We start from the raw sequence: 20,521 nt of genomic DNA, 5'->3' as shown, positions 1-20,521 counted from the left end.
GTCTGTTCTACCACTGCCCGGCCTGCGACACGCACACCAGGTCAGATCACGCCAGCCTCGCGGACCAGCCGGCCCAGCGCGGTACGGTCCAGCCGGGCAGACACCCGTCGTGGCAGGCGCACCTTGCGGCCGTCACGCATGGCGGCAGTGGCCCTGAGCAGGGTGCGCACGTCATAGGTGGAGTTGAAGGTCTCCGGGACGCCGCGCTCCACGCCGAAGAGCTCGTAGACGCTCTCCATGCCGGTCCGCACCGAGTACTCGGTGGTGAAGATGGTGTCGCGGCCCGTTTCGGCGAACTGCCCGAGGAAGCCGAAGTTCACGGCCCCCTCGGGCACGACGGCAGGCCGGTCACCGGCATGGCGCGGCATGAAGAAGCTGGTCACATAGGGCATCATCACCGGCACGCACTTGGCGCCCGTGGCCGCCAGCCCGTCGATCTGGTCCACGGGGACCCCGAGGTGGTACAGCCACTCCTTGGTGATCTCCTCGCCAGTGCACTCCTGCATCGGCTTGGTGACGTAGTCGCCCGGGCGGTCAACGAACAGCGAGTAGACCCACACCACCACCTGGCCGGGCGCCTGCTTCTTGAAGTGCGGCTGGCGGTTGACCGTCCAGCTCAGCAGCCAGGACGAGTCCTGGGCGGTGACAACGCCGCCGGTGACCACGCGACCCGACAGCGGATCACGCTTGGCCACGCGACGGATGTACTCGGGAATGCGCTCGTCGACCGTGGTGACGGTGGCCGACTCCCACTTGGTCTCGGGGATCGAGCTGCAGAAGACCTCGGGGTGACCGAAGGAGGGATCCTTCCTGGCGATTCGCTTCCACAGCTCCCAAGCGGGTGCCGGTCCCTCGACGAGACGGGCGGGCTTGTGCTGGTCGCCATTGTCGGAGTTGTCCACCAGCGAGCCGATGGTCATCAGCACCACGTCGTCAGCAGTGAGGTCGACTCCGCCCTCGGCGCCGTCGCGGATCCAGTCGATCCGGGTGGCCTGCTTGCTCGTCCCGGCGAAGGAGAAGTCGACGTCGGTGACCTCGGTGCCGTACTGGAAGGTGACCCCCTGGTCGAGCAACCACTGGGTCATCGGCAGCACGAGCGACTCGTACTGGTTGTACTTGGTGAACTTCAGCGCGCTGAAGTCGGGCAGGCCCCCGATGTGGTGGACGAAACGGTGCAGGTAGAGCTTGAACTCCAGGGCGCTGTGCCACTCCTCGAAGGCGAACATGGTGCGCCAGTAGAGCCAGAAGGGCGCATCCAGGAAGTCGCGGCCCATCACCTCGTTGATCCGCTTGCCCTCCAATGACTCGCGACTGGCCAGGAAGACCTTGAGCAGGTCCTTCTGCGCCTTGCTGGACAGCCCGAACTTCCCGGCGAGCCCGGCATCCTGGCCCTGCTTGATGGTGGCGCGCTGCAGGGAGTAGTTGGGGTCGTCCTTGTTGAGCCAGTAGAACTCGTCGAGCACCGAGCCGTCGACCTCGAGCGAGGGGATCGAGCGGAAGAGGTCCCACAGGCATTCGAAGTGGTCCTCCATCTCGCGTCCGCCGCGGATGACGAAGCCGCGCTCCGGCTCCTCGATGCCGTCCATGGCGCCGCCGGCCAGGTGTCCCTTCTCAAGGATGGTGACCTGCTGGCCGGGCAGCTGGGCATCACGCACCGCGAAGACTGCCGCCGCCAGGCCCGCCAGCCCTGACCCGACGATCCACAGGTGCTTGTCGTCGACGCCTTCCGGCTTGCGAGGACGGGCGAAGGCCTCGTAGTTGCCGCTGCTGTGGTACATGACTCCTCCAACGATCGGGTGGTGGCTTCATTTTTGAGCGCACTCAATTTTGAATCCACTATAGTTCCACCCATGGCCGAGAACCAGACCCCGGGGCGACGAGAAGCAGCCAAGGCCGCCAAGCGGGCACGCATCCTCGCCGCCGCACAGGCCCACCTGCGCAGTGTCGGCTACGAGTCCATGACGATGGCCCAGGTGGCTCGCGACGCCGACGTCGCCATAGGCACCGTCTTCACCTATGCCGCCACCAAGGCCGAACTGCTGATGATGGTGACCGCCGAACGATGGTCCGGCCAGGTCCCCCTCGTCCTGGCGGCCCCCACCCACGAGGACCCGGTGGTGGCCATCCGGGAGCTGGTGCAACCGCTGGTCGACACCTCCACGCTGGAGCCGCAAACCTGCGCCGCCATCGCGCGCGAACTGCTCTTCGGCACCGACGGTCCCCACCAGCGCTCGGTCGTGGCGCTGGTCGCGGAGCTGGAGTCCGCCATCGCCGCAGTCATCACCCGGGCGCAGCCGACCAGTCACGCGTCCGCCGCAGCCCGCCTGGTCGTCGCCGGGGGCCTGATGGAGGTCAACCGGGCCCGCACCGGGAAGGCCGGCCGGGAGGCGCTGGAGCAGGGCCTCACCGAGATGATCACCGTCGCCGTCCACGGCGCCCACCCCTGAACCGGTACGGCACAATGGGCTGATGGCCCGCAGTGTCTAGTCCTCTGCCACCACCGCCAACGGCTTCCTCGCCGACGAGCACGACAGCCTCGCCTGGCCCTTCGCCGTCGAGGGTGAGCCCCCCGACATGGCACCCTTCCTCGGGGAGGCCGGCGTGCTCGTGATGGGTTCCCACACCTACGAGTGGCTGCTCCGCCAAGAGGACGTGTTGCACTCCGCCGAGCTCTGGCAGGCCTGGTTCGGCACCCGACCCGTCTTCGTCTTCACCTCGCGCCAGCTGCCCGCTCCCCATTGTGCTGATGTCCGCTTCTGCAACGGCTCGGTCGCCGACCACCTGTCCGCCCTCGAACAGGCGGCGGGCAAGAAGACCATCTGGGTCCAGGGCGGGGGGGTGACCTGGCCGGCCCGTGACTCGACGCGGGACGGCTCGACCGGATCACGCTCACCCCCGCCCCGGCCTTCCTCGCCGCCGGGAAGCCACTGCTGCCCCGCACCATCGAGCCGGCCCACCTGCGACTCGTCGGGAGCCGTCAGGTGGGCCAGTTCGTGGGGGTCACCTACCAGGTGTGCTGATCAGGCGAGCTTCTCCATGATCAGCTCGCGCACGCGCCCGGCATCGGCCTGGCCCTTCATCGCCTTCATCACCTGGCCGATCAGCGCGCCGGCGGCCTGCACCTTGCCGTCGCGGATCTTGTCGGCCACGTCGGGGTTGGCGGCGATCACCTCGTCAACGGCCACCCCCAGGGCGCCGTCGTCACTGACCACGGCCAGGCCGCGCTTCTCGACCACCTCGGCCGGCTCACCCTCGCCGGCGATGACGCCCTCGATGACCTGGCGGGCCAGCTTGTCGTTGACGACCTTGTCGTCCACCAGCTGCTGCAGCGCGGCGACCTGCGCGGGGGCCATGCCCACCTCGTCCAGCGCGAGGCCGGCCTCATTGGCGCGACGGGCCAGCTCACCGGTCCACCACTTGCGGGCAGCCTGCGGGGAGGCCCCGGCCTTCACCGTCTCCTCGATCAGGTCCAGCGCACCGATCGCCTCGATGTCGCCCATCTCGCGCTCCGACAGGCTCCACTCGGCCACGACCCGCTTGCGACGTTCGGCCGGCGGCTCGGGCAGGGTGGCGCGCAACTCCTCCACCCACTCACGACTCGGGGCGATCGGCACCAGGTCCGGCTCGGGGAAGTAGCGGTAGTCCTCCGCCTGCTCCTTGGAGCGGCCGGGGGTGGTGTAGCCACCGTCCTCCTGCCACATCCGGGTCTCCTGCTTGACCTTGCCGCCGCCGGCCAGGATCGCACCCTGGCGACGCATCTCGTAGCGCAGGGTCTCCTCCACCGAACGCAGCGAGTTGACGTTCTTGGTCTCGGTGCGGGTGCCCAAGACGTCGTTGCCCTTGGGCATCAACGAGATGTTGGCGTCACAACGCATGTTGCCCTGCTCCATGCGCGCCTCCGAGACGCCCAGCGCCTTCATCATGTCGCGCAGGTAGGCCATGTAGGCGCGACCCACCTGGGGCGCGTACTCGCCGCAGCCGGTGATCGGCCGGGTCACGATCTCCATCAGCGGCACGCCGGCGCGGTTGTAGTCCAACAGGGAGTGGCTGGCGCCCTGGATACGTCCGATGCCGCCCACGTGGGTCGACTTGCCGGCGTCCTCCTCCATGTGGACCCGCTCCACCTCGACGCGGAAGGTCCTGCCGTCCACCTCGACATCGACGTGGCCGTCGTGGCAGATCGGCTCGTCGGACTGGCTGATCTGGTAGTCCTTGGTCATGTCCGGGTAGAAGTAGTTCTTGCGCGCGAAGCGCGACCACTCGGCCACCTCGCAGTTGAGGCTCAGCCCGATTCGGATGGCCGACTCGACCGCCTTGCGGTTGACCACCGGCAGCGAGCCGGGAAGTCCCAGACAGACCGGGCAGACGCGCGTGTTCGGCTCGCCACCGGGAGCGGCGGAGCAGCCGCACCACATCTTGCTGGCGGTGCTCAGCTCGACGTGCACCTCCAGGCCCAGCACGGGGTCGAAGCGCTCCAGGACCTCGTCGTAGTCCATCAGTTCGTCATTCATGCCTGCACCTCCTGGGTGCTCTGGGTCGGGTCGCTCGCGAAGGGGGCCAGTGCCACGGGCATGACCCTCTCCAGGGCCGCACCGACGCGGTAGAGCCGATCGTCCGCCATCGGCGGCGCCATCACCTGCACCCCGACCGGCAGGCCACTGGCCTGGCCGAAGGGGAAGGAGGCCGAGGCATTGCCGGCCATGTTCGACGGGATGGTGCACAGGTCGGACGCGTACAGGGCCAGCGGGTCGTCAATGCGCTCCCCCAGCTTCCAGGCAGTGCTCGGAACGGTGGGGCTGATCAGCACGTCGCAGTCGGCGAAGGCGGCCTCGAAGTCGCGCTGGATGAGCGTGCGCACCTTCTGGGCCGAGCCGTAGTAGGCGTCGTAGTAGCCACTGGACAGGGCATAGGTGCCGATGATGATGCGGCGCTTCACCTCGGGGCCGAAACCGGCGCCGCGGGTCATCCGCATCACCTGCTCGGTGGAGTTCTCGCCGTCGTCACCCACGCGCAGGCCGTAGCGCATCGCGTCATAACGCGACAGGTTGCTGGAGACCTCGCTGGGCATCACCAGGTAGTAGGCGCTCACGGCATGGGCGAAATTGGGGCACTCGACCTCGACCACCTCGGCGCCGGCCTCGCGCAGGGCGGCGACGGCGGCCTCGAAACGCTCCATCACCTCGGGAGCGAAGCCCTCTCCCTCGAGCTCGCGCACGATGCCGACCCGAAGTCCCTTGACGTCGCCACTGGTGGCCGCCTCGACCACCGGCGGCACCGGCTGGTCCACCGAGGTGGAGTCGCGCGGGTCGTGCCCGGCGATCACCTGGTGCAGGAGGGCAGCGTCGGCCACGGTGCGGGCGCAGGGGCCCGGCTGGTCAAGGCTGGAGGCCATCGCGACCACGCCATAGCGAGAGGTGCCGCCATAGGTGGGCTTGACGCCGACGGTGCCGGTGAAGCTGGCGGGCTGGCGGATCGAGCCGCCGGTGTCGGTACCGATCGCCAGCGGCACCTCGAGCGCTGCCAGCGCCGCCGCCGAGCCGCCACCTGAGCCACCCGGGACGCGCTCGACGTCCCATGGGTTGCGGGTGACGCCGAAGGCGGAGTTCTCGGTGGTCGAGCCCATCGCGAACTCGTCCAGGTTGGTCTTGCCGACGATCACGAGGCCCGCCTCGAGCAGGCGCTCGATGATGGTCGCGTCATAGGGCGGCGTCCAGTTCTCCAGCATCCTGGAGGCGGCCGTGGTGGGAAGCGCCTGGTAGCACAGCAGGTCCTTCACACCGATGGGGACGCCGGCCAGCGGGCCGAGCTGCTCCCCGGCGGCAATCCGCTCGTCGATGCGGGCAGCCTGGGCCAGGGCACCCTCGGCGTCGACGCTGATGAAGGCGTTGACGGTGGGCTCCACCTGCTCGATGCGGTCGAGGAAGGCCTGGGTCACCTCCACCGAGGTGGGGCTTCCCGCGGCGATCCACTCGCCCAGCTGGGCGGCGGTGGCGGTGAGGATCTCGGTGCTCATCAGGCCTCCTGGTCGAGGATGCGGGGAACGCGGAAGCGGCCGTCCTCGGCGTCGGGCGCGGCGGCGAGCACCTGCTCGGGGCTCAGCGACGGCCGCACCTCGTCCTCCCGGAAGACATTGCGCAGCGGCAGGGCGTGCGTGGTGGGCGGGATGTCGTCACCGGCCACCTGGGCGACGCTCGCCACCGACTCGAGGATTCCGTCGAGCTGGGCGGCGAGCGTGCCCAGCTCCTGGTCGGTCAACTCGATGCGGGCCAGCGCCGCGAGGCGGGCCACATCATCCGGCGTCAACGCCACGATGCATCTCCTGGAAGGTCGTTGGATTCGTCCTTGCACATCCTAGGGGTGGGCACCGACAGTTCCGGCACCGTCTCCAGCCGCGAAAATTTGGCACAGTGGAGTAATGAACCTCTTGCGCGTCGAACTGCCCTCACGCCCCGGATCCCTCGGGGTGGTGGCCAGCGCCATGGGACGCGTCGACGTCGACATCATCGCCGTCGAGGTGCTGGAGACCCTCGGGGAGCGCGCCGTCGACGACTTCATCGTCTCGGTGCCGCCCGGCATGATGATGGACACGCTGGTCAGCGCCTGCGACGAGCTGGAGGGCGTCAAGGTGCTGTGGGTCTCGCGCTATCCGGAGTCCTGGGGGATCCAGGGCGACATCGAACTGCTCGACGCGATGCTCGACGACCCCGGCCGCGCGCTCGACATCCTCGTCTCCGAGGCACCCGAGGTCTTCCACTGCCAGTGGGCCGCGGTGGTCGACCACCAGTCGGGCACGCTCGGCCCCCTCGGGGCGCAGGCACCCGAGCTGGACGCCGCGGCCCTGGCCAGCTTCGGTCCCCTCGACCGCCCGCACGCCGTCACCCTGCCCGCGCAGTGGCTGCCCCACTGGTCGGAGACCCTGGTGGCCGTCGCCCCCATCGACGAGCGCCGCAGCCTGCTGCTCGGACGGGCCGGGGGCCCCGTCTTCCTCGCCTCCGAACGGCACCGGTTGGAGCACCTGGCCGCCCTGTCCTACCTGCCCGCACGACATCCCCGGGGCTGATACCCCCCCTGAGAAGGTGCCCCCGGGCCACGATCGGGGAACCACCTCGAGCCTAGGGTGGTTTGGATCGTCCATTCGGGGGGAACCAGACACGTGAGCGAGCCACGCCGGGCACTGCCCGCCACACAGGGGGCAAGGCCGGCCACCGGCAGTCGGATGCCGCGATCCCATGCCCTGGACGGCCTGCGCGGAGTGGCCGCCTTCATCGTCGTCGTGCACCACGCCCTGCTGCTGGTCCCCGGACTGGCCGATGTCTACCGCGACCCAGCCAGCGCGATGCACACCCACCCCTGGCTGACGCTGGCCCCGGTCCACCTCTTCTGGGACGGGCGCGCAGCGGTCATCGCCTTCTTCGTCCTGTCCGGCCTGGTCCTGGCGCCGGCCCGCTTCGAGGGCGGCCGCCGCTGGCTCACCTACTACGCCGGTCGGCTGCCGCGCCTCTACCTTCCCGTGGTCGGCTCGGTGCTGCTGGCCCTGGCCTGGGCCATCGTCGTGCCGCGGACCATTGGAGGCGACCACAGCTGGTGGGCCCAGATCCATGCCGGGCAGGTGGGCCTGCGCGGCACCCTGGACAGCCTGGTGCTGCTCTTCGGCGTCAGCTCGCTGAACACTCCGCTGTGGTCCCTGCAGTGGGAGATGTGGTTCTCGCTGCTGCTGCCGCTCTACATCTGGATCGTGGTGGCCTGCGGCCGCCGCTCCTGGCTCCTGCTGCTGCCCGCCCTGGCGGCGGTGGCCGTCGGGCAGTACCTGCACTGGGGCTCGCTGCACTACCTGCCGGTCTTCCTGGTGGGCGTCGTGATCGCGCACCACGCCGGGGCGATCACCGCCACCATCGCGCGGTGGAGCCGCGCGCAGGGGGTGCTGTGGATGCTGGTGAGCATCTGGCTGGCCGGGGCGGCCTGGTGGCCGGTGGGCTCCGGCGCGCTGGGCACGGACTGGTGGACGGTGGCCAGCGAGGTGCTGGTGGTGCTGGGCGCCAGCGGTATCGTGCTCTACCTGCTCGGCAACCGGAAGCTGGAGGCCTGGGGCACCCGCCCGACGGTGGAGTGGCTGGGCAGCCGTTCCTTCAGCCTGTACCTCACCCATGAACCGCTGCTGGTCTCGATGGACTACCTCCTGCCCGGCCAGCGCCAGCTGTCGATCGTGCTGGGCATCGCCGCGGCGCTGCTGCTGGCCGAGGTCTTCTTCCGCCTGGTGGAGCGTCCCAGCCACCGTTTCTCGCGCACCATGACGCGAATGGCCGCGGACCGTTTCGGCCGCTGAGGCGCCGAGGGCTCAGGCCATGCCGTTGAGCACCTTGTAGAAGTACCAGCCGAGTCCGCACAGGGCGCAGACCGAGGCGACGAAGCCCAGACAGACCCAGATCCGCAGTCGCTTCTTGGCCTGGGTGGTGGGGATCCGCTCGGGGCCCCACTCCCCCACGGCGGGCTGCACCCGGGCAGGGCTGGTGCCGTTGAGGTTCAGGTCGGAGAAGCCACGCATGGTGCGAGACTACCCGTCAGCGCGCCAGCTGCTCGGCCAGCAGCGGCGCGGCCTCCACCAGGGCGTCCAGCTGGGCTGAGGCCGCCGGGGTGCTCCAGCCCGCCAGACCGCAGGCCGTCGACAGCACCAGGCCTGCGTGCAGGACCGTCGGGTCGAGCCCCAGGGGACGCAGCAGCTCCAGGCCGCGGCGCACCAGTTCGTCGGGACGCTGCAGCTGGTCGGCCTGGTCGGTGCGGGCCAGTCCCAGCACCAGCTGGCCTCCCTCCTCGAGCCAGGGGCCGAGCACGTCCCAGTCCTGTCCGGTGATCCAGCGCGCATCCAGGCCCACCTGGTCGATGCCGGCCACGCGGCGCAGCACCAGGTCCAGGTCCAGCCCGGCGGCACAGCTGTGCAGGCGCACCGGGCAGTCGATCCCGGCCAGCGGCGCGGTGGTCTTCTCCAGCAGGGCCGATGCGAGGGGACGGTCCACCGGCCGCAGGCGCGAGAAGCCTGACGCGGTGGGCACCTGGCCGCTCATCACCGCGGGCATCGATGGTTCGTCGAGCTGGACCCGCCAGGGGACCTCCGGTAGCCGGCGTCGCATCTCGCCGACCAGTGAGGCGAGCCCCAGTCCCAGGGATGAGGCCAGCTCCCGCCGTGCCCCGTGGTCGGCGAGCACCTTGTCCCCACGAGGACGCTCCATCAGCGCCGCGAGCGTCAGCGGTCCGGTGGCGGTGATCGTCACCTGTCCGTGGTGTGTCTGGGCGTACTCCTCCAGCTCGTCGAGGTCGGCGCGCAGCAGCGACCTCGCGCGGTGGTGGTCGATGCCGCTGCGCTCGCCCAGCCGCCAGCCCTGCGGCTGCAGGTCGACGGCCAGGCCCTCCAACATGGCCGCGGTACGCCCCACCATGTCGGCCCCGACTCCGCGCGCGGGCAGCTCGGGCAGCCAGGCGAGTTCCATGCTGCCCAGCACGTGGCGCAGCGCCCCGGGCATGTCGGTGCCGGGCAGCGATCCCACACCGGTGGCCTGGATGCTGCTCATGCTGCCTCCCCCGTGGTGACGCGGGTGCGGTCGATGGTGGCGCTGCCCACCACGCGGTCGCCGTCGTAGACCACGACGGCCTGGCCGGGCGCGATGCCGTCGGCGGGCTCGTCGAGCTTGACGATCATGGCCCGGTCGGTGGCGGTGACGGTGGCGGGCATCGGCTCGCCGTGGGCGCGTACCTGCGCCTGTCCACGCCAGGGCCCCGGGACGGGTTCCTGGGTCCAGGTCGGGCGAATCGCCTCGATGCGTCGCACCGCCAGCAGCTCGCGGGGGCCCACCGTCACGGTGTTGCTGACCGGCTCCACCTCGAGCACGAAGCGTGGTCGGCCGTCGACGGCCGGGACGCCCAGGCGCAGTCCCCGTCGCTGTCCGACGGTGAACTGGTGGTGCCCGCTGTGCTCACCCACCGGGGTGCCCTCGACGTCGACGATCATGCCCGGCCGCTCGCCCAGGACTCGGCCCAGGTAGCCTGCGGTGTCGCCATCGGGGATGAAGCAGATGTCGTGGCTGTCCGGCTTCTTGGCCACGCCGAGCCCGAGCTCTCGCGCCTCGGCGCGGATCTGGGCCTTCTCGGTGTCGCACAGCGGGAAGAGGCATCGGCGCAGCTGGCGCTGGTCCAGCATGCCCAGCACATAGGACTGGTCCTTGGCCATGTCCGCTGCGCGGCGCAGCTCGACGTGGCCGTCCACCTCCTCCAGGCGGGCGTAGTGACCGGTGGCGACCTTGTCGAAGCCCAGGGCGATCCCCCGCTCCAGCACGGCGGCGAACTTGATCTTCTCATTGCACCGCAGGCACGGGTTCGGCGTGCGGCCGGCGGCGTACTCGGCCACGAAGTCGTCGACCACCTCGGTCTTGAACTGCTCAGCCAGGTCCCAGACGTAGAAGGGAATGCCGAGCCGGTCGGCGACGCGGCGGGCGTCGTGGGAATCCTCCAGCGAGCAGCAGCCGCGCGCACCCGTGCGGAAGGACTGCGGATTGCGGCTCAGCGCCAGGTGAACGCCGGTGACCTCGTGGCCCGCGGCCACCATGCGCGCCGCGGCGACGGCAGAGTCGACCCCGCCGGACATCGCCACCAGGACCCTCATCGATCGCCCTCCCCAGCCATGTAGGCGGTCCGGGCGCGCGAGACCACATCGGGCAGCAGGCTGGCCAGGGAGCCCACCTGTTCTGCGGTGGTGGACGGGCCGAAGCTGAAGCGCACCGAGGCGAGGGCGGTGTCCAGGCTGTGCCCCATCGCCAGCAGCACCTCGCTGGGCTGGTGGACCCCGGCCCTGCAGGCTGCGCCGGTGGAGCAGTCCACCCCGGCCTGGTCGAGCAGCATCAGCACGTCATCAGCCCTGGTGCCATCGAAGGTGATGTTCACGATGGCGGGACTGGTGCGCTCGCCGCCGTTCACCCAGGCGCCGGTGATGGTGGCGCGCACCCTCTCCACGAGGCCATCGCGCAGGCCTGCCAGCCGTGCGGACTCAACCTCCAGCTCCTCGGCGGCCTGCTTGGCGGCTGCGGCGAAGGCAGCGGCCAGGGCCACCGGCTGGGTGCCGGAGCGCACGTCACGTTCCTGTCCGCCACCCAGGCCGTAGGCGCCGAGCTCCACCTCGCGACGGGCCACCAGCGCCCCGATCCCGACAGGCCCGCCGACCTTGTGGGCCGACAGGCTCATCAGGTCCAGGCCGCTGTCGGCGAAGTCGACCGGGACGTGGCCGAGGGCCTGCACCGCGTCGCTGTGGGCCCAGGCCCCCACCGCATGGGCCTGCTCCACCACCGGGGCGAGGTCGATGTGGGTGCCGGTCTCGTTGTTGACGCTCATCACCGAGACCAGTGCCGTGCTGGCGCCGACCCGCCCGGCGAGGGCCTCCAGGTCGGGGTGGCCGTCGCGGTCACAGGGCAGCACGTCCACCCCGGGCAGGCGCAGCCGCGCGGTCGCCACGGCTGGGTGTTCGGTGGCACCCACCACCAGGCTGCGACGACCGGGGCGTCGGCTGCCAGCGGTCAGCGCGATGGAGTCGGCCTCGGAGCCACCGCTGGTGAAGAGCACCTCGCTGGGGTGGGCACCCACGGCCTCGGCGAGCTGCTCGCGGGCATCCTCCAGCAGGGCGCGGGCTGCGCGTCCACTGCCGTGCAGTGCGGCGGGATTGCCCACCGCGAGGCTGCCCCTCATCAGGGCTTCGGTGGCACTGGGGCGCATCGGGCTCGAGGCGGCGTGGTCGAGATAGCTGCGCGGCCCGGACGGCGCCCCCGGCATCGTCTGGTTGCTCATGTCTGCCTGTCGTTGGTGACGGTTGGACCCGTGCGAGGCTATGCCCTGGTCCGGCCTCGCGCCAGCCCGCAGGCAGCTGAGAACGGGGTGCATCGGCCTTCGTGGGCCCCTACCCTTCCAGATGATGGCAAGATGGGGCCTCGTGCCCGATTCGTCCGGCCCATTTCCGGGTCGCGGACGGGCCACCTGTCGGCCGGGCGGTCCGGTCCACGTCCTAGAAGGCACCCCTTGCAGATGACTTTGACTCCTTCCCCCGTCGACTCCTCGATCCTGGGCGCGCAGCTCATGGATGACGGTTGTCGTTTTGCCCTCTGGGCCCCCCGCGCCAGCCGCGTCGAGCTGGCACTGGTCGATGCCGACCGCAGCCAGCGCAATGTCGACATGGCCGGAAATCCCGACGGGGTGTGGATCGTCCACGTCCCCGGGGTCGAGGCCGGTCAGCGCTATGGCTTCCGCGTCCACGGCGAGTGGAATCCCGACAAGGGTGTGCGCGCCAATCCGGCCAAGCTGCTGCTCGACCCCTATGCCCGCGCCATCACGGCGGGTGTCGACTACTCCGGCCCGATCCTGGACCACACCGCCGAGAGCAACTACGAGATCGACGAGACCGACTCCTTCGAGTCCGTCCCGCTGTCGGTCGTGGTCGCCGGCTCCGCGGCCCCCACTCCCATCGATCAGCGCCGTCCCCTGGAGGAGTGCGTCATCTACGAGACGCACGTCAAGGGCTTCACCACGCTCCACCCGGCCGTCCCGGAGCACCTGCGTGGCACCTACTCTGGCCTGGCCTATGACGCCGTCATCGACTACCTGCTCGAGACCGGCATCAACACCGTCCAGCTGTTGCCGGTGCACCACTTCGTCAGCGAGCCCTTCGTCGTGGGTAAGGGCCTGAGCAACTACTGGGGCTACAACACGCTGGGCTTCTTCGCCCCGCACGCCTCCTACTCCTCCGTGGGAACCCTCGGCGAGCAGGTGGACGAGTTCAAGCAGATGGTCAGCAAGTTCCACGAGAACGGCATCGAGGTGCTGCTCGACGTGGTCTACAACCACACCGCCGAGGGCGGTCACCAGGGCCCGACCCTGAGCTTCCGTGGCCTGGACCACCGTGGCTACTACCGCCTGACCAATGACCTGCGCAATGACTACGACGTGACCGGCTGCGGCAACTCGGTCGACACCTCGCACCCGGGCGTGCTCAACATGATCATCGACTCGATGCGCTACTGGGTGACCGAGATGGGCGTCGACGGCTTCCGTTTCGACCTGGCCACCACCCTGATCCGCGACGAGAACCACCACGTCGACCAGGAGCACGAGTTCAAGAAGCGCATCGCCGCCGACCCGGCCTTCGAGGGCATCAAGATGATCGCCGAGCCCTGGGACATGGGTCCCTACGGCTACCAGGTGGGCAATTGGGGCCACGGCTGGAGCGAGTGGAATGACCAGTACCGCAACTTCATGCGCGACTTCTGGCGCGGCGCCACCCAGGGCGTCTCGACCCTGGCCACCCGCCTGTCCGGCTCGCCCGACATCTTCGACCACGACGGGCGTCCGCTGTCGAGCTCGGTGAACTTCATCACCGCCCACGACGGCTTCACCATGCGTGACCTTGTCACCTATGACATCAAGCACAACGATGCCAATGGCGAGGGCAACCGCGACGGTGCCGACGACAACCGTTCCTGGAACTGTGGCTGGGAGGGTGAGACCACCGACCAGGAGATCAACGACTTCCGCCACCGCCAGGTGAAGAACATGATGGCCACGCTCATCCTGTCCTCCGGCGTGCCGATGATCACCGCCGGCGACGAGCTCGGCCGCACCCAGGGTGGCAACAACAACGCCTACTGCCAGGACTCCCCGATCAGCTGGGTCCACTGGGACACCCTGGACGGCTGGGGTGACGTCCACGAGCTGTCGGCCACCCTGATGCGCGCCCGACGCGACCACGCGCCGCTGCGCTCGCAGAACTTCCGCCGCCACGAGCCGGTGCTGGACGCCGAGGGGCACCCCACCGGTCGCTTCGACCTGGCCTGGCTGGACTGCTGGGACGGCGAGATGCGCGAGGAGCAGTGGCATGACGGTGGCCGGCGCCACCTGGGCATGTACACCAGCGATGCCGACTCCGCCTTCCTGGTGATGATCAACGGAGCCGCAAATGACGTCCTGGTGCGCCTGCCCGGCGCTCCGTGGGCCGACGGCTACGAGGTGATGGCCACCACGGCCCACCGCGAGGAGCTGCCCGGCGACCCGATCGCGCCGATGCAGGAGTTCGACCTGCCCGGCCGTAGCGTCACGCTGTTGCGCTGCATCCTGCCGTCGACGGTCGCCCCGCGCTCCGAGGACGGCGACGCCCTCCCGGTCGACCAGGCGCAGCTGGAGCCGACCGAGGCCGAGGAGATCGCCGAGCAGAACATCACGCCCGAGGCGATCTCGGGCGAGCAGAGCCCCGTGAAGGGCTGAGCACGCAGCCCACGCCCACACGACGACGGCGCCTCCCCGATGGATCGGGGAGGCGCCGTCTGCCGTGGCCCGTGGGCCGCCAGGCGGCCCACGGGGCGGATCACATCACGGGCTGGGTGTGCCAGATCTCGCGGATGTAGTCCTTCATCGAGCGGTCGGAGCTGAAGTAGCCCGAGCGGGCGACGTTCAGCACGGCCGAACGGGTCCAGGCGTCCTCGTCGGCGTAGTACTTCTCCACGCGCTCCTGCGCCTCGAGGTAGGAGGCGTAGTCGGCCAGGGCCATGAAGCGGTCCTGGTAGAGCAGGTTGGAGACGATCGGCTCGAAGACCTGGCGGTCGCCGTCGCTGAAGGCACCCGAGGCGATCAGGTCGAGGGCACCCTTGAGGCGCTCGTCCTTCTCGTAGTACTCGGCCGGGTTGTAGCCCTTCTCGCCCAGTGCGGAGACCTCCGGCTCGGTCATGCCGAAGAGGAAGAAGTTGTCGTCGCCGACCTTCTCGCGGATCTCGACGTTCGCGCCGTCATCGGTGCCGATGGTCAGCGCACCGTTGAGGGCGAACTTCATGTTGCCGGTGCCCGAGGCCTCCATGCCGGCCTGCGAGATCTGCTCGGAGAGCTCGGCAGCCGGGATCAGCTTCTCAGCCAGGGTGACGTTGTAGTTGGCCGGGAAGGCCAGCTTCAGCTTGCCCTGCACGCGCTCGTCGGCATTGACCACCTCGGCCACCTTGTTGATCAGGTGGATGGTGTCCTTGGCCATCTTGTAACCGGGAGCCGCCTTGGCGCCGAAGACGACGGTGCGTCCCTGGAGCGTGGCGGGGTCGAGACGTCCGCTGATGATCTCGTTGTAGAGGGTCACCACGTGCAGCATCTTGAGCGACTGTCGCTTGTACTCGTGCAGGCGCTTGACCATCACGTCGAGCATGTGGTTCTCGTCGATGACGATGCCGTCGCGCTGCTCCAACAGGCGGGCCAGCTTCACTTTGTTGGTGCGCTTGACCTGGCGGAAGGCGGCACGGAACTCGGGATCCTCGGCATAGGGCTCCAGCTCGCGCAGGCGCTCCAGGTCGGTGACCCAGCCGGAGCCGATCGAGTCGGAGATCAGGCTGGACAGCGAGCGGTTGGCCAGGCGCACGAAGCGGCGCGGCGTCACGCCATTGGTCACATTGGTGAACTTCTCGGGCCAGAACTCGTTGAAGTCGGGCAGTACCTTGTCGCGCAGCAGCTGGCTGTGCAGGGCAGCCACGCCGTTCACCTTCGAGCCGGCGACGGTGGCCAGGTAGGCCATCCGGACACTGCGCGAGGGGTGCTCGGCGATGATCGACATGCGACGAACGCGCATCTCGTCATTACCGAACTTGGCGCGCACCGCCTCGAGGAAGGCGTCGTTGATCTGGTAGATCAGCTCCAGGTGGCGCGGCAGCAGGCGTCCCAGCAGCTCCACCGGCCAGACCTCCAGCGCCTCGGGCAGCAGGGTGTGGCAGGTGTAGGCGAAGCAGCGCTGGGTGACCTCCCAGGCCTCGTCGAAGTCGAAGCCCTTCTCGTCGATCAGGATGCGCATCAGCTCGGGCACCGCGATCACCGGGTGGGTGTCGTTGAGCTGGAAGATGATGCGCTCGTCGAGCTTGTGCAGGTCGAAGTCGGGCTCCAGGGTGTTGTGGATGTAGTCGTGCAGGGAGGCGGCGACGAAGAAGTACTGCTGCTGCAGGCGCAACTCCTTGCCCTGCGGCGTCGAGTCCTCGGGGTAGAGCACCTTGGAGATGTTCTCCGCGAAGGTCTGCGCGCGCACGGCATCGGCGTAGTCACCGGAATTGAAGATCTGCAGGTCGAAGGCCTTGGTGGCCTGGGCGCTCCACAGGCGTAGCGTGTTGACGCGCCCGTTGAGGTAGCCCGGCACCATGTAGTTGTAGGGCACTCCCAGGACATTCCAGTCCGGGATCCACTCGGTCTTCTCGCTGCCGTCCGCATCGGTGGTGGTCTCGGTGCGGCCACCGAAGTTCACCTGCACGGCGTGCTCGGGGTGCGGGAACTCCCACGGGGAGCCCAGCGCCAGCCAGTTGTCGGGCTGCTCCACCTGCTTGCCGTCGACGAAGGTCTGGCGGAAGATGCCGTACTCGTAACGGATGCCGTAGCCGACGCAGGGGACGTTCATGGTGGCCAGCGAGTCGATGAAGCAGGCGGCCAGGCGGCCGAGGCCACCGTTGCCGAGGCCGGGCTCGACCTCCTGCGCGCGCATCACGGCGAAGTCGATGCCGCACTGGCGCAGGGCCTCCTCGGCGATGTCGATCAGCCCGCTGGACAGCAGGTTGTTGCCCAGCTGGCGTCCCAGCAGGTACTCGGCCGACAGGTAGGCGACCTTCTTGTGCGGCTCCTGGCGCTGCAGGCGCTCGGTCTCGAGCCAGCGGGCCATCAGGTAGTTGCGGACGGTCTGGGCCAGCGCCATGTACTGGTCATTGACAGAGGAGTTCTCCAGGGAGACGCCCTGGTTGGAGTTCAGCTCGTGCAGGAATTCCTTGACGAAACCGTCGACAGTAGGGGGCGGAGTGGACACCGGCGCCTTGGCCAGCGGATGAGCCGGTTCGAACTGCGGACCGCGGTTGCGGCCGGTGCGCGGCGACTCGTCGTCATGTACGGGCGATGCGGAGTGGAAATCAGTTGTGGACACGCCTCGAGCCTAACGGACCGAGCGGCCCGGTCGAGGGAGTCCGCGCACTGCGAAACGGGTCCGGACGCCCTCGCCACCCCCGGTGGGCGCCGCTAGGCTGAGCGGCGTGACTCCCAAGACTGAGAAGTTGTCCGCTGCCCAGACTGCCAAGAGCACCACGTCGGCGCCTTCCGCCGCCCCCTCCATCGAGCCCGTCCCCGGCTTCGGCCGCATCCCCGTGGCCAATGTCAGCCCGGTGGTCGAGCACGGGGCCCTGCCTGCCAAGGCGGTCGTCGACGAGTGGTTCCCCGTGAGCGCGAATGTCTTTCGCGAAGGCCACGATGCCGTCAACGCCACTGCCGTGCTCACCGCCCCGGACGGCAGCACGCGCAGCTTCCCGATGTTCCAGCAGGAGCCGAAGGGCCTCGACATCTGGCAGGGCTGGGTGCAAGCCGACAGCGAGGGCGACTGGACCCTGCGCGTCGAGGGATGGTCGGACGTCTGGGGCACCGTGGAGCACAACTCCTCAGCCAAGCTGCAGGCCGGAATGGATGTCGAGCTGGTGTGCCTGGAGCTGCGCGACGTGATCGGCCGTGCTGCCGAGAATGCCGCGGCGGCTGGCGACGAGGTGCAGGCCAGTGTGCTGCGCGCCTCCGCTGCCGTGATGATCCCCCAGCGCGAGCCTGCCGACCTGCTGGAGTCGCTGGCGCAGCCCTCACTGCACCGCGCCATGGCCACCCACGGCCCCCGCGAGCTGGTCTCCCCCACCGCCGACTACCCGCTCCAGGTGGACCGTCGCCGCGCCCTGTTCTCGAGCTGGTACGAGTTCTTCCCGCGCAGCCAGGGCGCCTGGTGGGACGAGCAGGGCCAGAGGTGGCACTCGGGCACCTTCGAGAGTTCCCACGAGCGCCTCGAGGCCGCCGCGCAGATGGGCTTCGACATCGTCTACCTGCCCCCGATCCATCCGATCGGCAAGACCTTCCGCAAGGGCAAGAACAACTCGCTGACTCCCAGTGAGCAGGATCCGGGCTCGCCCTGGGCCATCGGCAGCCCCGACGGTGGGCACGACGCCGTACACCCCGACCTGGGCACGCTGGAGGACTTCGACCGCTTCGTCGCCAAGGCCAAGTCGCTGGGGCTCGAGATCGCCCTGGACTTCGCCCTGCAGGCCTCGCCTGACCACCCGTGGGTCACCGAGCACCCGGAGTGGTTCACCACGCGCCTGGACGGCACCATCGCCTATGCCGAGAACCCGCCCAAGAAGTACCAGGACATCTACCCGATCAACTTCGACAACGATCCCGAGGGCATCTACCGGGAGTGCCTACGCCTGCTGGAGTTCTGGATCGCCCGCGGCGTGACGGTCTTCCGCGTCGACAACCCGCACACCAAGCCGGTGGACTTCTGGGCCTGGATCATGAGCGAGGTGCACCGCAGCCACCCCGAGGTGATCTTCCTGGCCGAGGCCTTCACCCGGCCGCAGATGATGCAAGCACTGGGCAAGGTGGGCTACCACCAGGGCTACAGCTACTTCACCTGGCGCAATGCCAAGTGGGAGCTGGAAGCCTACCTCACCGAGCTCTCCCGCGAGACGGCGCACGTCTTCCGCCCCAACTTCTTCGTCAACACGCCCGACATCAACCCGGCCTTCCTGCAGTCGGGCAATCCGACGGCCTTCTCGATCCGCGCGATCCTGGCGGCCACCATGTCGCCCAGCTGGGGCGTCTACTCCGGCTTCGAGCTGTGCGAGCACGAGGTCTTCAAGCCCGGTGGCGAGGAGTACCTGAACAGCGAGAAGTACGAGTACCGCCCGCGCGACTTCGACCGCCAGCCCAACCTGTCGGTGCTGATCGGCCGGCTCAACGAGATCCGTCGCGAGCACCCTGCCCTGCAGCAGCTGCGCAAGATCGACTTCCACCACGCCACCAACGAGCAGGTCATCGTCTACTCCAAGACGGAGGGCAATGACCGCATCCTGGTCGTCTGCTCGCTGGACCCGTGGAATGCGCAGGAGAGCGAGGTCTACCTCGACATGAGCGCCCTGGGGCTGGACCAGCACGCCATGGTCGAGGTGCACGACGAGCTCGGCGGCGGCACCTGGACCTGGGGTGCGCGCGGCTTCGTCGCCCTGCACCCCGGCAACCCCGCCCACGTCTTCCGCGTGACGCAGCTGTGAGCCGCGCCGCATGAGTGAACAGGAACAGATGAGCGAGCAGAACCACGAGCCCGTGCAGCAGGACGCGATCGAGGCACTGGGCGCCTTCGTGACCGGGGCCCGCTGGTTCGGCGGCAAGGGGCGCGACGGACAGCTGGCTGGCCTGGAGCAGCCGGAGTGGCTCGTCGCCCCCGGTGGCGACGAGGTGCCGGTGCGGGCCGAGTACGTCACGATCGCCTACCCCGACGACAGCGTCGAGTACTACCAGCTCCTGGTCAGTTACCGTCCCGAAGCACTGGACGAGTGCCTCATCGGCCCGGCCGTCGACGCGGCCCTGGGCTACGCGCACGACGCACCGCGCGATCCGGAGGCGATGCGGGGCGTGCTGCGCGCCATCCTCGCCGGTTCGCAGGAGCCCCAGGCCTGGCAGGAAATCCTGGTCGACGGGGCGCGTCTGCGCGGCGACCTGGAGCCTCGCATCTTCGGTGGCGAGCAGTCCAACACCAATGTGTTGCTCGGCGACGTGGCGCTGCTCAAGATCTTCCGCAAGCTGGAGGTGGGTCCGAACCTCGACATCCAGATGCACGACGCCCTGGGCCGTGCGCACGTCGGCTCTGCGGCGCGCTTGTATGGCTGGGTCTCGGGTTTCCTGACCCCCTTCAGCGACGAGGGCTGGGTGGACGGTGCCGAGCCGCCGGAGCCCCAGCGCGTCGACCTGATGATGGTCAGCGAGCTGCTGCGCGATGCCGAGGACGGCTGGGAGCGGGCCACCGCCGAGGCGGCTGGCGGCCGCGACTTCGTCGGCGACGCCCGCGCACTGGGTGAGGCGCTGGCCGAGGTGCACGTCGCCCTGGCCGACACCTTCGGCCCCAGCACAGTGCCCGGTGACGAGGTGGCCGCCACCATGGACCGCCGACTGGACGAGGCCGCCGCCCAGGCCCCCAGCCTGGAGGCCCACCGCGCGGCGCTCTCGACGCTCTTCGCCGGCCTCGGGGGCCGACAGGTGCGCGCACAGCGCGTGCACGGTGACTTCCACCTGGGCCAGACCCTGCGCACCCCGCAGGGCTGGAAGATCATCGACTTCGAGGGCGAGCCGATGAAGAGTTTCGCGGAGCGGCTGCTGCCCGACAGCCCGCTGCGCGACGTCGCAGGCATGCTGCGCAGCTTCAGCTATGCCACCAGCGCCTTCCCCGATCCCCGCGCCGAGGCCGCCCAGCAGTGGCTGGACGGTGTGCGCACCGCCTTCCTCGACGGCTACCAGCGCCGGGCGGGGGCTGTCGACGAGCAGCTGCTGTCGGCCTACGAGGCCGACAAGGCTGTCTACGAGGTCGTCTACGAAACGCGAAACCGGCCCGACTGGGTCGCCATTCCGCTGTCCGCGCTGGAGGCCCTTGCCCCCAGCACCGAAACCGCAGCACCGGCTGCAGAGCAGGAGAAGTGAC

15 protein-coding genes are annotated in these 20,521 nt (G+C 69.3%); 6 read left to right on the top strand and 9 right to left on the bottom strand.

The features are described 5' to 3' along the window. Window positions 1-41: 41 nt before the first annotated feature. The gene (locus ACYVKA_RS15765) at window positions 42-1,778 is read right to left on the bottom strand and encodes an oleate hydratase (protein ID WP_460706858.1); all 1,737 of its coding nucleotides are present in this window, start codon (window positions 1,776-1,778) and stop codon (window positions 42-44) included. Between the two features lie 72 nt (window positions 1,779-1,850). On the opposite strand from ACYVKA_RS15765, the gene ACYVKA_RS15760 reads away from it, so the two are divergent. Next, entirely contained in the window at window positions 1,851-2,447 is a 597-nt protein-coding gene (locus ACYVKA_RS15760) for a TetR/AcrR family transcriptional regulator (RefSeq protein WP_460706856.1), read from the top strand. Window positions 2,448-3,020: 573 nt separating this feature from the next. Here the strand turns inward: ACYVKA_RS15760 and gatB are convergent. From gatB to gatC, 3 genes are read right to left on the bottom strand one after another with little or no spacing between them, the layout of a single operon-like run. After that, entirely contained in the window at window positions 3,021-4,511 is a 1,491-nt protein-coding gene (gene gatB / locus ACYVKA_RS15755) for an Asp-tRNA(Asn)/Glu-tRNA(Gln) amidotransferase subunit GatB (protein WP_460706854.1), read from the bottom strand. Further along, complete coding sequence (gene gatA, locus ACYVKA_RS15750; RefSeq protein ID WP_460706852.1) at window positions 4,508-6,013, bottom strand: Asp-tRNA(Asn)/Glu-tRNA(Gln) amidotransferase subunit GatA; 1,506 nt, start codon at window positions 6,011-6,013, stop codon at window positions 4,508-4,510. The genes gatB and gatA overlap by 4 nt, the downstream gene beginning before the upstream one ends. Beyond that, on the bottom strand, window positions 6,013-6,309 hold the full coding sequence (gatC, locus tag ACYVKA_RS15745; RefSeq protein WP_394277656.1) for an Asp-tRNA(Asn)/Glu-tRNA(Gln) amidotransferase subunit GatC: 297 nt from the start codon (window positions 6,307-6,309) through the stop codon (window positions 6,013-6,015). Before gatC ends, gatA begins: the two co-directional genes overlap by 1 nt. 106 nt (window positions 6,310-6,415) lie before the next feature. On the opposite strand from gatC, the gene ACYVKA_RS15740 reads away from it, so the two are divergent. Together ACYVKA_RS15740 and ACYVKA_RS15735 are read left to right on the top strand one after the other, a co-directional pair. Beyond that, window positions 6,416-7,060 carry an ACT domain-containing protein gene (locus ACYVKA_RS15740; protein ID WP_460706849.1) on the top strand — a complete coding sequence of 215 codons (645 nt, stop codon included), beginning with the start codon at window positions 6,416-6,418 and terminating at the stop codon, window positions 7,058-7,060. Between the two features lie 156 nt (window positions 7,061-7,216). After that, entirely contained in the window at window positions 7,217-8,323 is a 1,107-nt protein-coding gene (locus ACYVKA_RS15735; protein ID WP_460706847.1) for an acyltransferase family protein, read from the top strand. Between the two features lie 12 nt (window positions 8,324-8,335). Here the strand turns inward: ACYVKA_RS15735 and ACYVKA_RS15730 are convergent, their stop codons facing one another. Genes ACYVKA_RS15730 through ACYVKA_RS15715 form a run of 4 tightly spaced genes read right to left on the bottom strand, consistent with a single transcriptional unit; the run spans window position 8,336 to window position 11,823 of the window. Continuing rightward, window positions 8,336-8,542 carry a hypothetical protein gene (locus ACYVKA_RS15730; protein ID WP_460706845.1) on the bottom strand — a complete coding sequence of 69 codons (207 nt, stop codon included), beginning with the start codon at window positions 8,540-8,542 and terminating at the stop codon, window positions 8,336-8,338. Window positions 8,543-8,558: 16 nt separating this feature from the next. Further along, entirely contained in the window at window positions 8,559-9,563 is a 1,005-nt protein-coding gene (locus tag ACYVKA_RS15725) for a uroporphyrinogen decarboxylase/cobalamine-independent methonine synthase family protein (RefSeq protein WP_460706843.1), read from the bottom strand. Then, on the bottom strand, window positions 9,560-10,651 hold the full coding sequence (gene mnmA, locus ACYVKA_RS15720) for a tRNA 2-thiouridine(34) synthase MnmA (RefSeq protein ID WP_460706842.1): 1,092 nt from the start codon (window positions 10,649-10,651) through the stop codon (window positions 9,560-9,562). The genes ACYVKA_RS15725 and mnmA overlap by 4 nt, the downstream gene beginning before the upstream one ends. After that, entirely contained in the window at window positions 10,648-11,823 is a 1,176-nt protein-coding gene (locus ACYVKA_RS15715) for a cysteine desulfurase family protein (protein ID WP_460706840.1), read from the bottom strand. The genes mnmA and ACYVKA_RS15715 overlap by 4 nt, the downstream gene beginning before the upstream one ends. A 234-nt stretch (window positions 11,824-12,057) precedes the next feature. Between ACYVKA_RS15715 and glgX the strand changes: the two genes are divergently transcribed. Further along, window positions 12,058-14,286 (top strand): glycogen debranching protein GlgX, encoded by a 2,229-nt coding sequence (gene glgX, locus ACYVKA_RS15710; RefSeq protein ID WP_460706838.1) that lies wholly within the window; start codon window positions 12,058-12,060, stop codon window positions 14,284-14,286. A 100-nt stretch (window positions 14,287-14,386) separates the two neighbouring features. Here the strand turns inward: glgX and ACYVKA_RS15705 are convergent, their stop codons facing one another. Continuing rightward, a complete protein-coding gene (locus ACYVKA_RS15705; RefSeq protein WP_460706836.1) occupies window positions 14,387-16,945 on the bottom strand; it encodes a glycogen/starch/alpha-glucan phosphorylase in 2,559 nt (852 codons plus the stop codon). 82 nt (window positions 16,946-17,027) lie between these two features. Here ACYVKA_RS15705 and ACYVKA_RS15700 point away from each other — a divergent pair, with 82 nt between their 5' ends. Both ACYVKA_RS15700 and ACYVKA_RS15695 read left to right on the top strand, forming a co-directional pair. After that, window positions 17,028-19,100, top strand: coding sequence for an alpha-1,4-glucan--maltose-1-phosphate maltosyltransferase (locus tag ACYVKA_RS15700; protein WP_460706834.1), 2,073 nt, complete (start codon window positions 17,028-17,030; stop codon window positions 19,098-19,100). A 10-nt stretch (window positions 19,101-19,110) separates the two neighbouring features. Further along, entirely contained in the window at window positions 19,111-20,520 is a 1,410-nt protein-coding gene (locus ACYVKA_RS15695; RefSeq protein WP_460706832.1) for a maltokinase N-terminal cap-like domain-containing protein, read from the top strand. The last annotated feature ends 1 nt before the right edge of the window (window position 20,521 follow it).

Source organism: Luteococcus sediminum, assembly GCF_054783495.1.
The sequence above is the reverse complement of the archived record's forward strand: the minus strand, read 5'-3'. Positions and strand labels throughout refer to the sequence as shown.

Bases quoted from the DNA above. Each gene is read 5' to 3' on its own strand.
- ACYVKA_RS15765 (WP_460706858.1), bottom strand. From the start codon at position 1,778: ATGTACCACAGCAGCGGCAACTACGAGGCCTTCGCCCGTCCTCGCAAG.
- ACYVKA_RS15760 (WP_460706856.1), top strand. From the start codon at position 1,851: ATGGCCGAGAACCAGACCCCGGGGCGACGAGAAGCAGCCAAGGCCGCC.
- gatB (WP_460706854.1), bottom strand. From the start codon at position 4,511: ATGAATGACGAACTGATGGACTACGACGAGGTCCTGGAGCGCTTCGAC.
- gatA (WP_460706852.1), bottom strand. From the start codon at position 6,013: ATGAGCACCGAGATCCTCACCGCCACCGCCGCCCAGCTGGGCGAGTGG.
- ACYVKA_RS15740 (WP_460706849.1), top strand. From the start codon at position 6,416: ATGAACCTCTTGCGCGTCGAACTGCCCTCACGCCCCGGATCCCTCGGG.
- ACYVKA_RS15735 (WP_460706847.1), top strand. From the start codon at position 7,217: ATGCCGCGATCCCATGCCCTGGACGGCCTGCGCGGAGTGGCCGCCTTC.
- ACYVKA_RS15730 (WP_460706845.1), bottom strand. From the start codon at position 8,542: ATGCGTGGCTTCTCCGACCTGAACCTCAACGGCACCAGCCCTGCCCGG.
- ACYVKA_RS15725 (WP_460706843.1), bottom strand. From the start codon at position 9,563: ATGAGCAGCATCCAGGCCACCGGTGTGGGATCGCTGCCCGGCACCGAC.
- mnmA (WP_460706842.1), bottom strand. From the start codon at position 10,651: ATGAGGGTCCTGGTGGCGATGTCCGGCGGGGTCGACTCTGCCGTCGCC.
- ACYVKA_RS15715 (WP_460706840.1), bottom strand. From the start codon at position 11,823: ATGAGCAACCAGACGATGCCGGGGGCGCCGTCCGGGCCGCGCAGCTAT.
- glgX (WP_460706838.1), top strand. From the start codon at position 12,058: ATGACTTTGACTCCTTCCCCCGTCGACTCCTCGATCCTGGGCGCGCAG.
- ACYVKA_RS15695 (WP_460706832.1), top strand. From the start codon at position 19,111: ATGAGTGAACAGGAACAGATGAGCGAGCAGAACCACGAGCCCGTGCAG.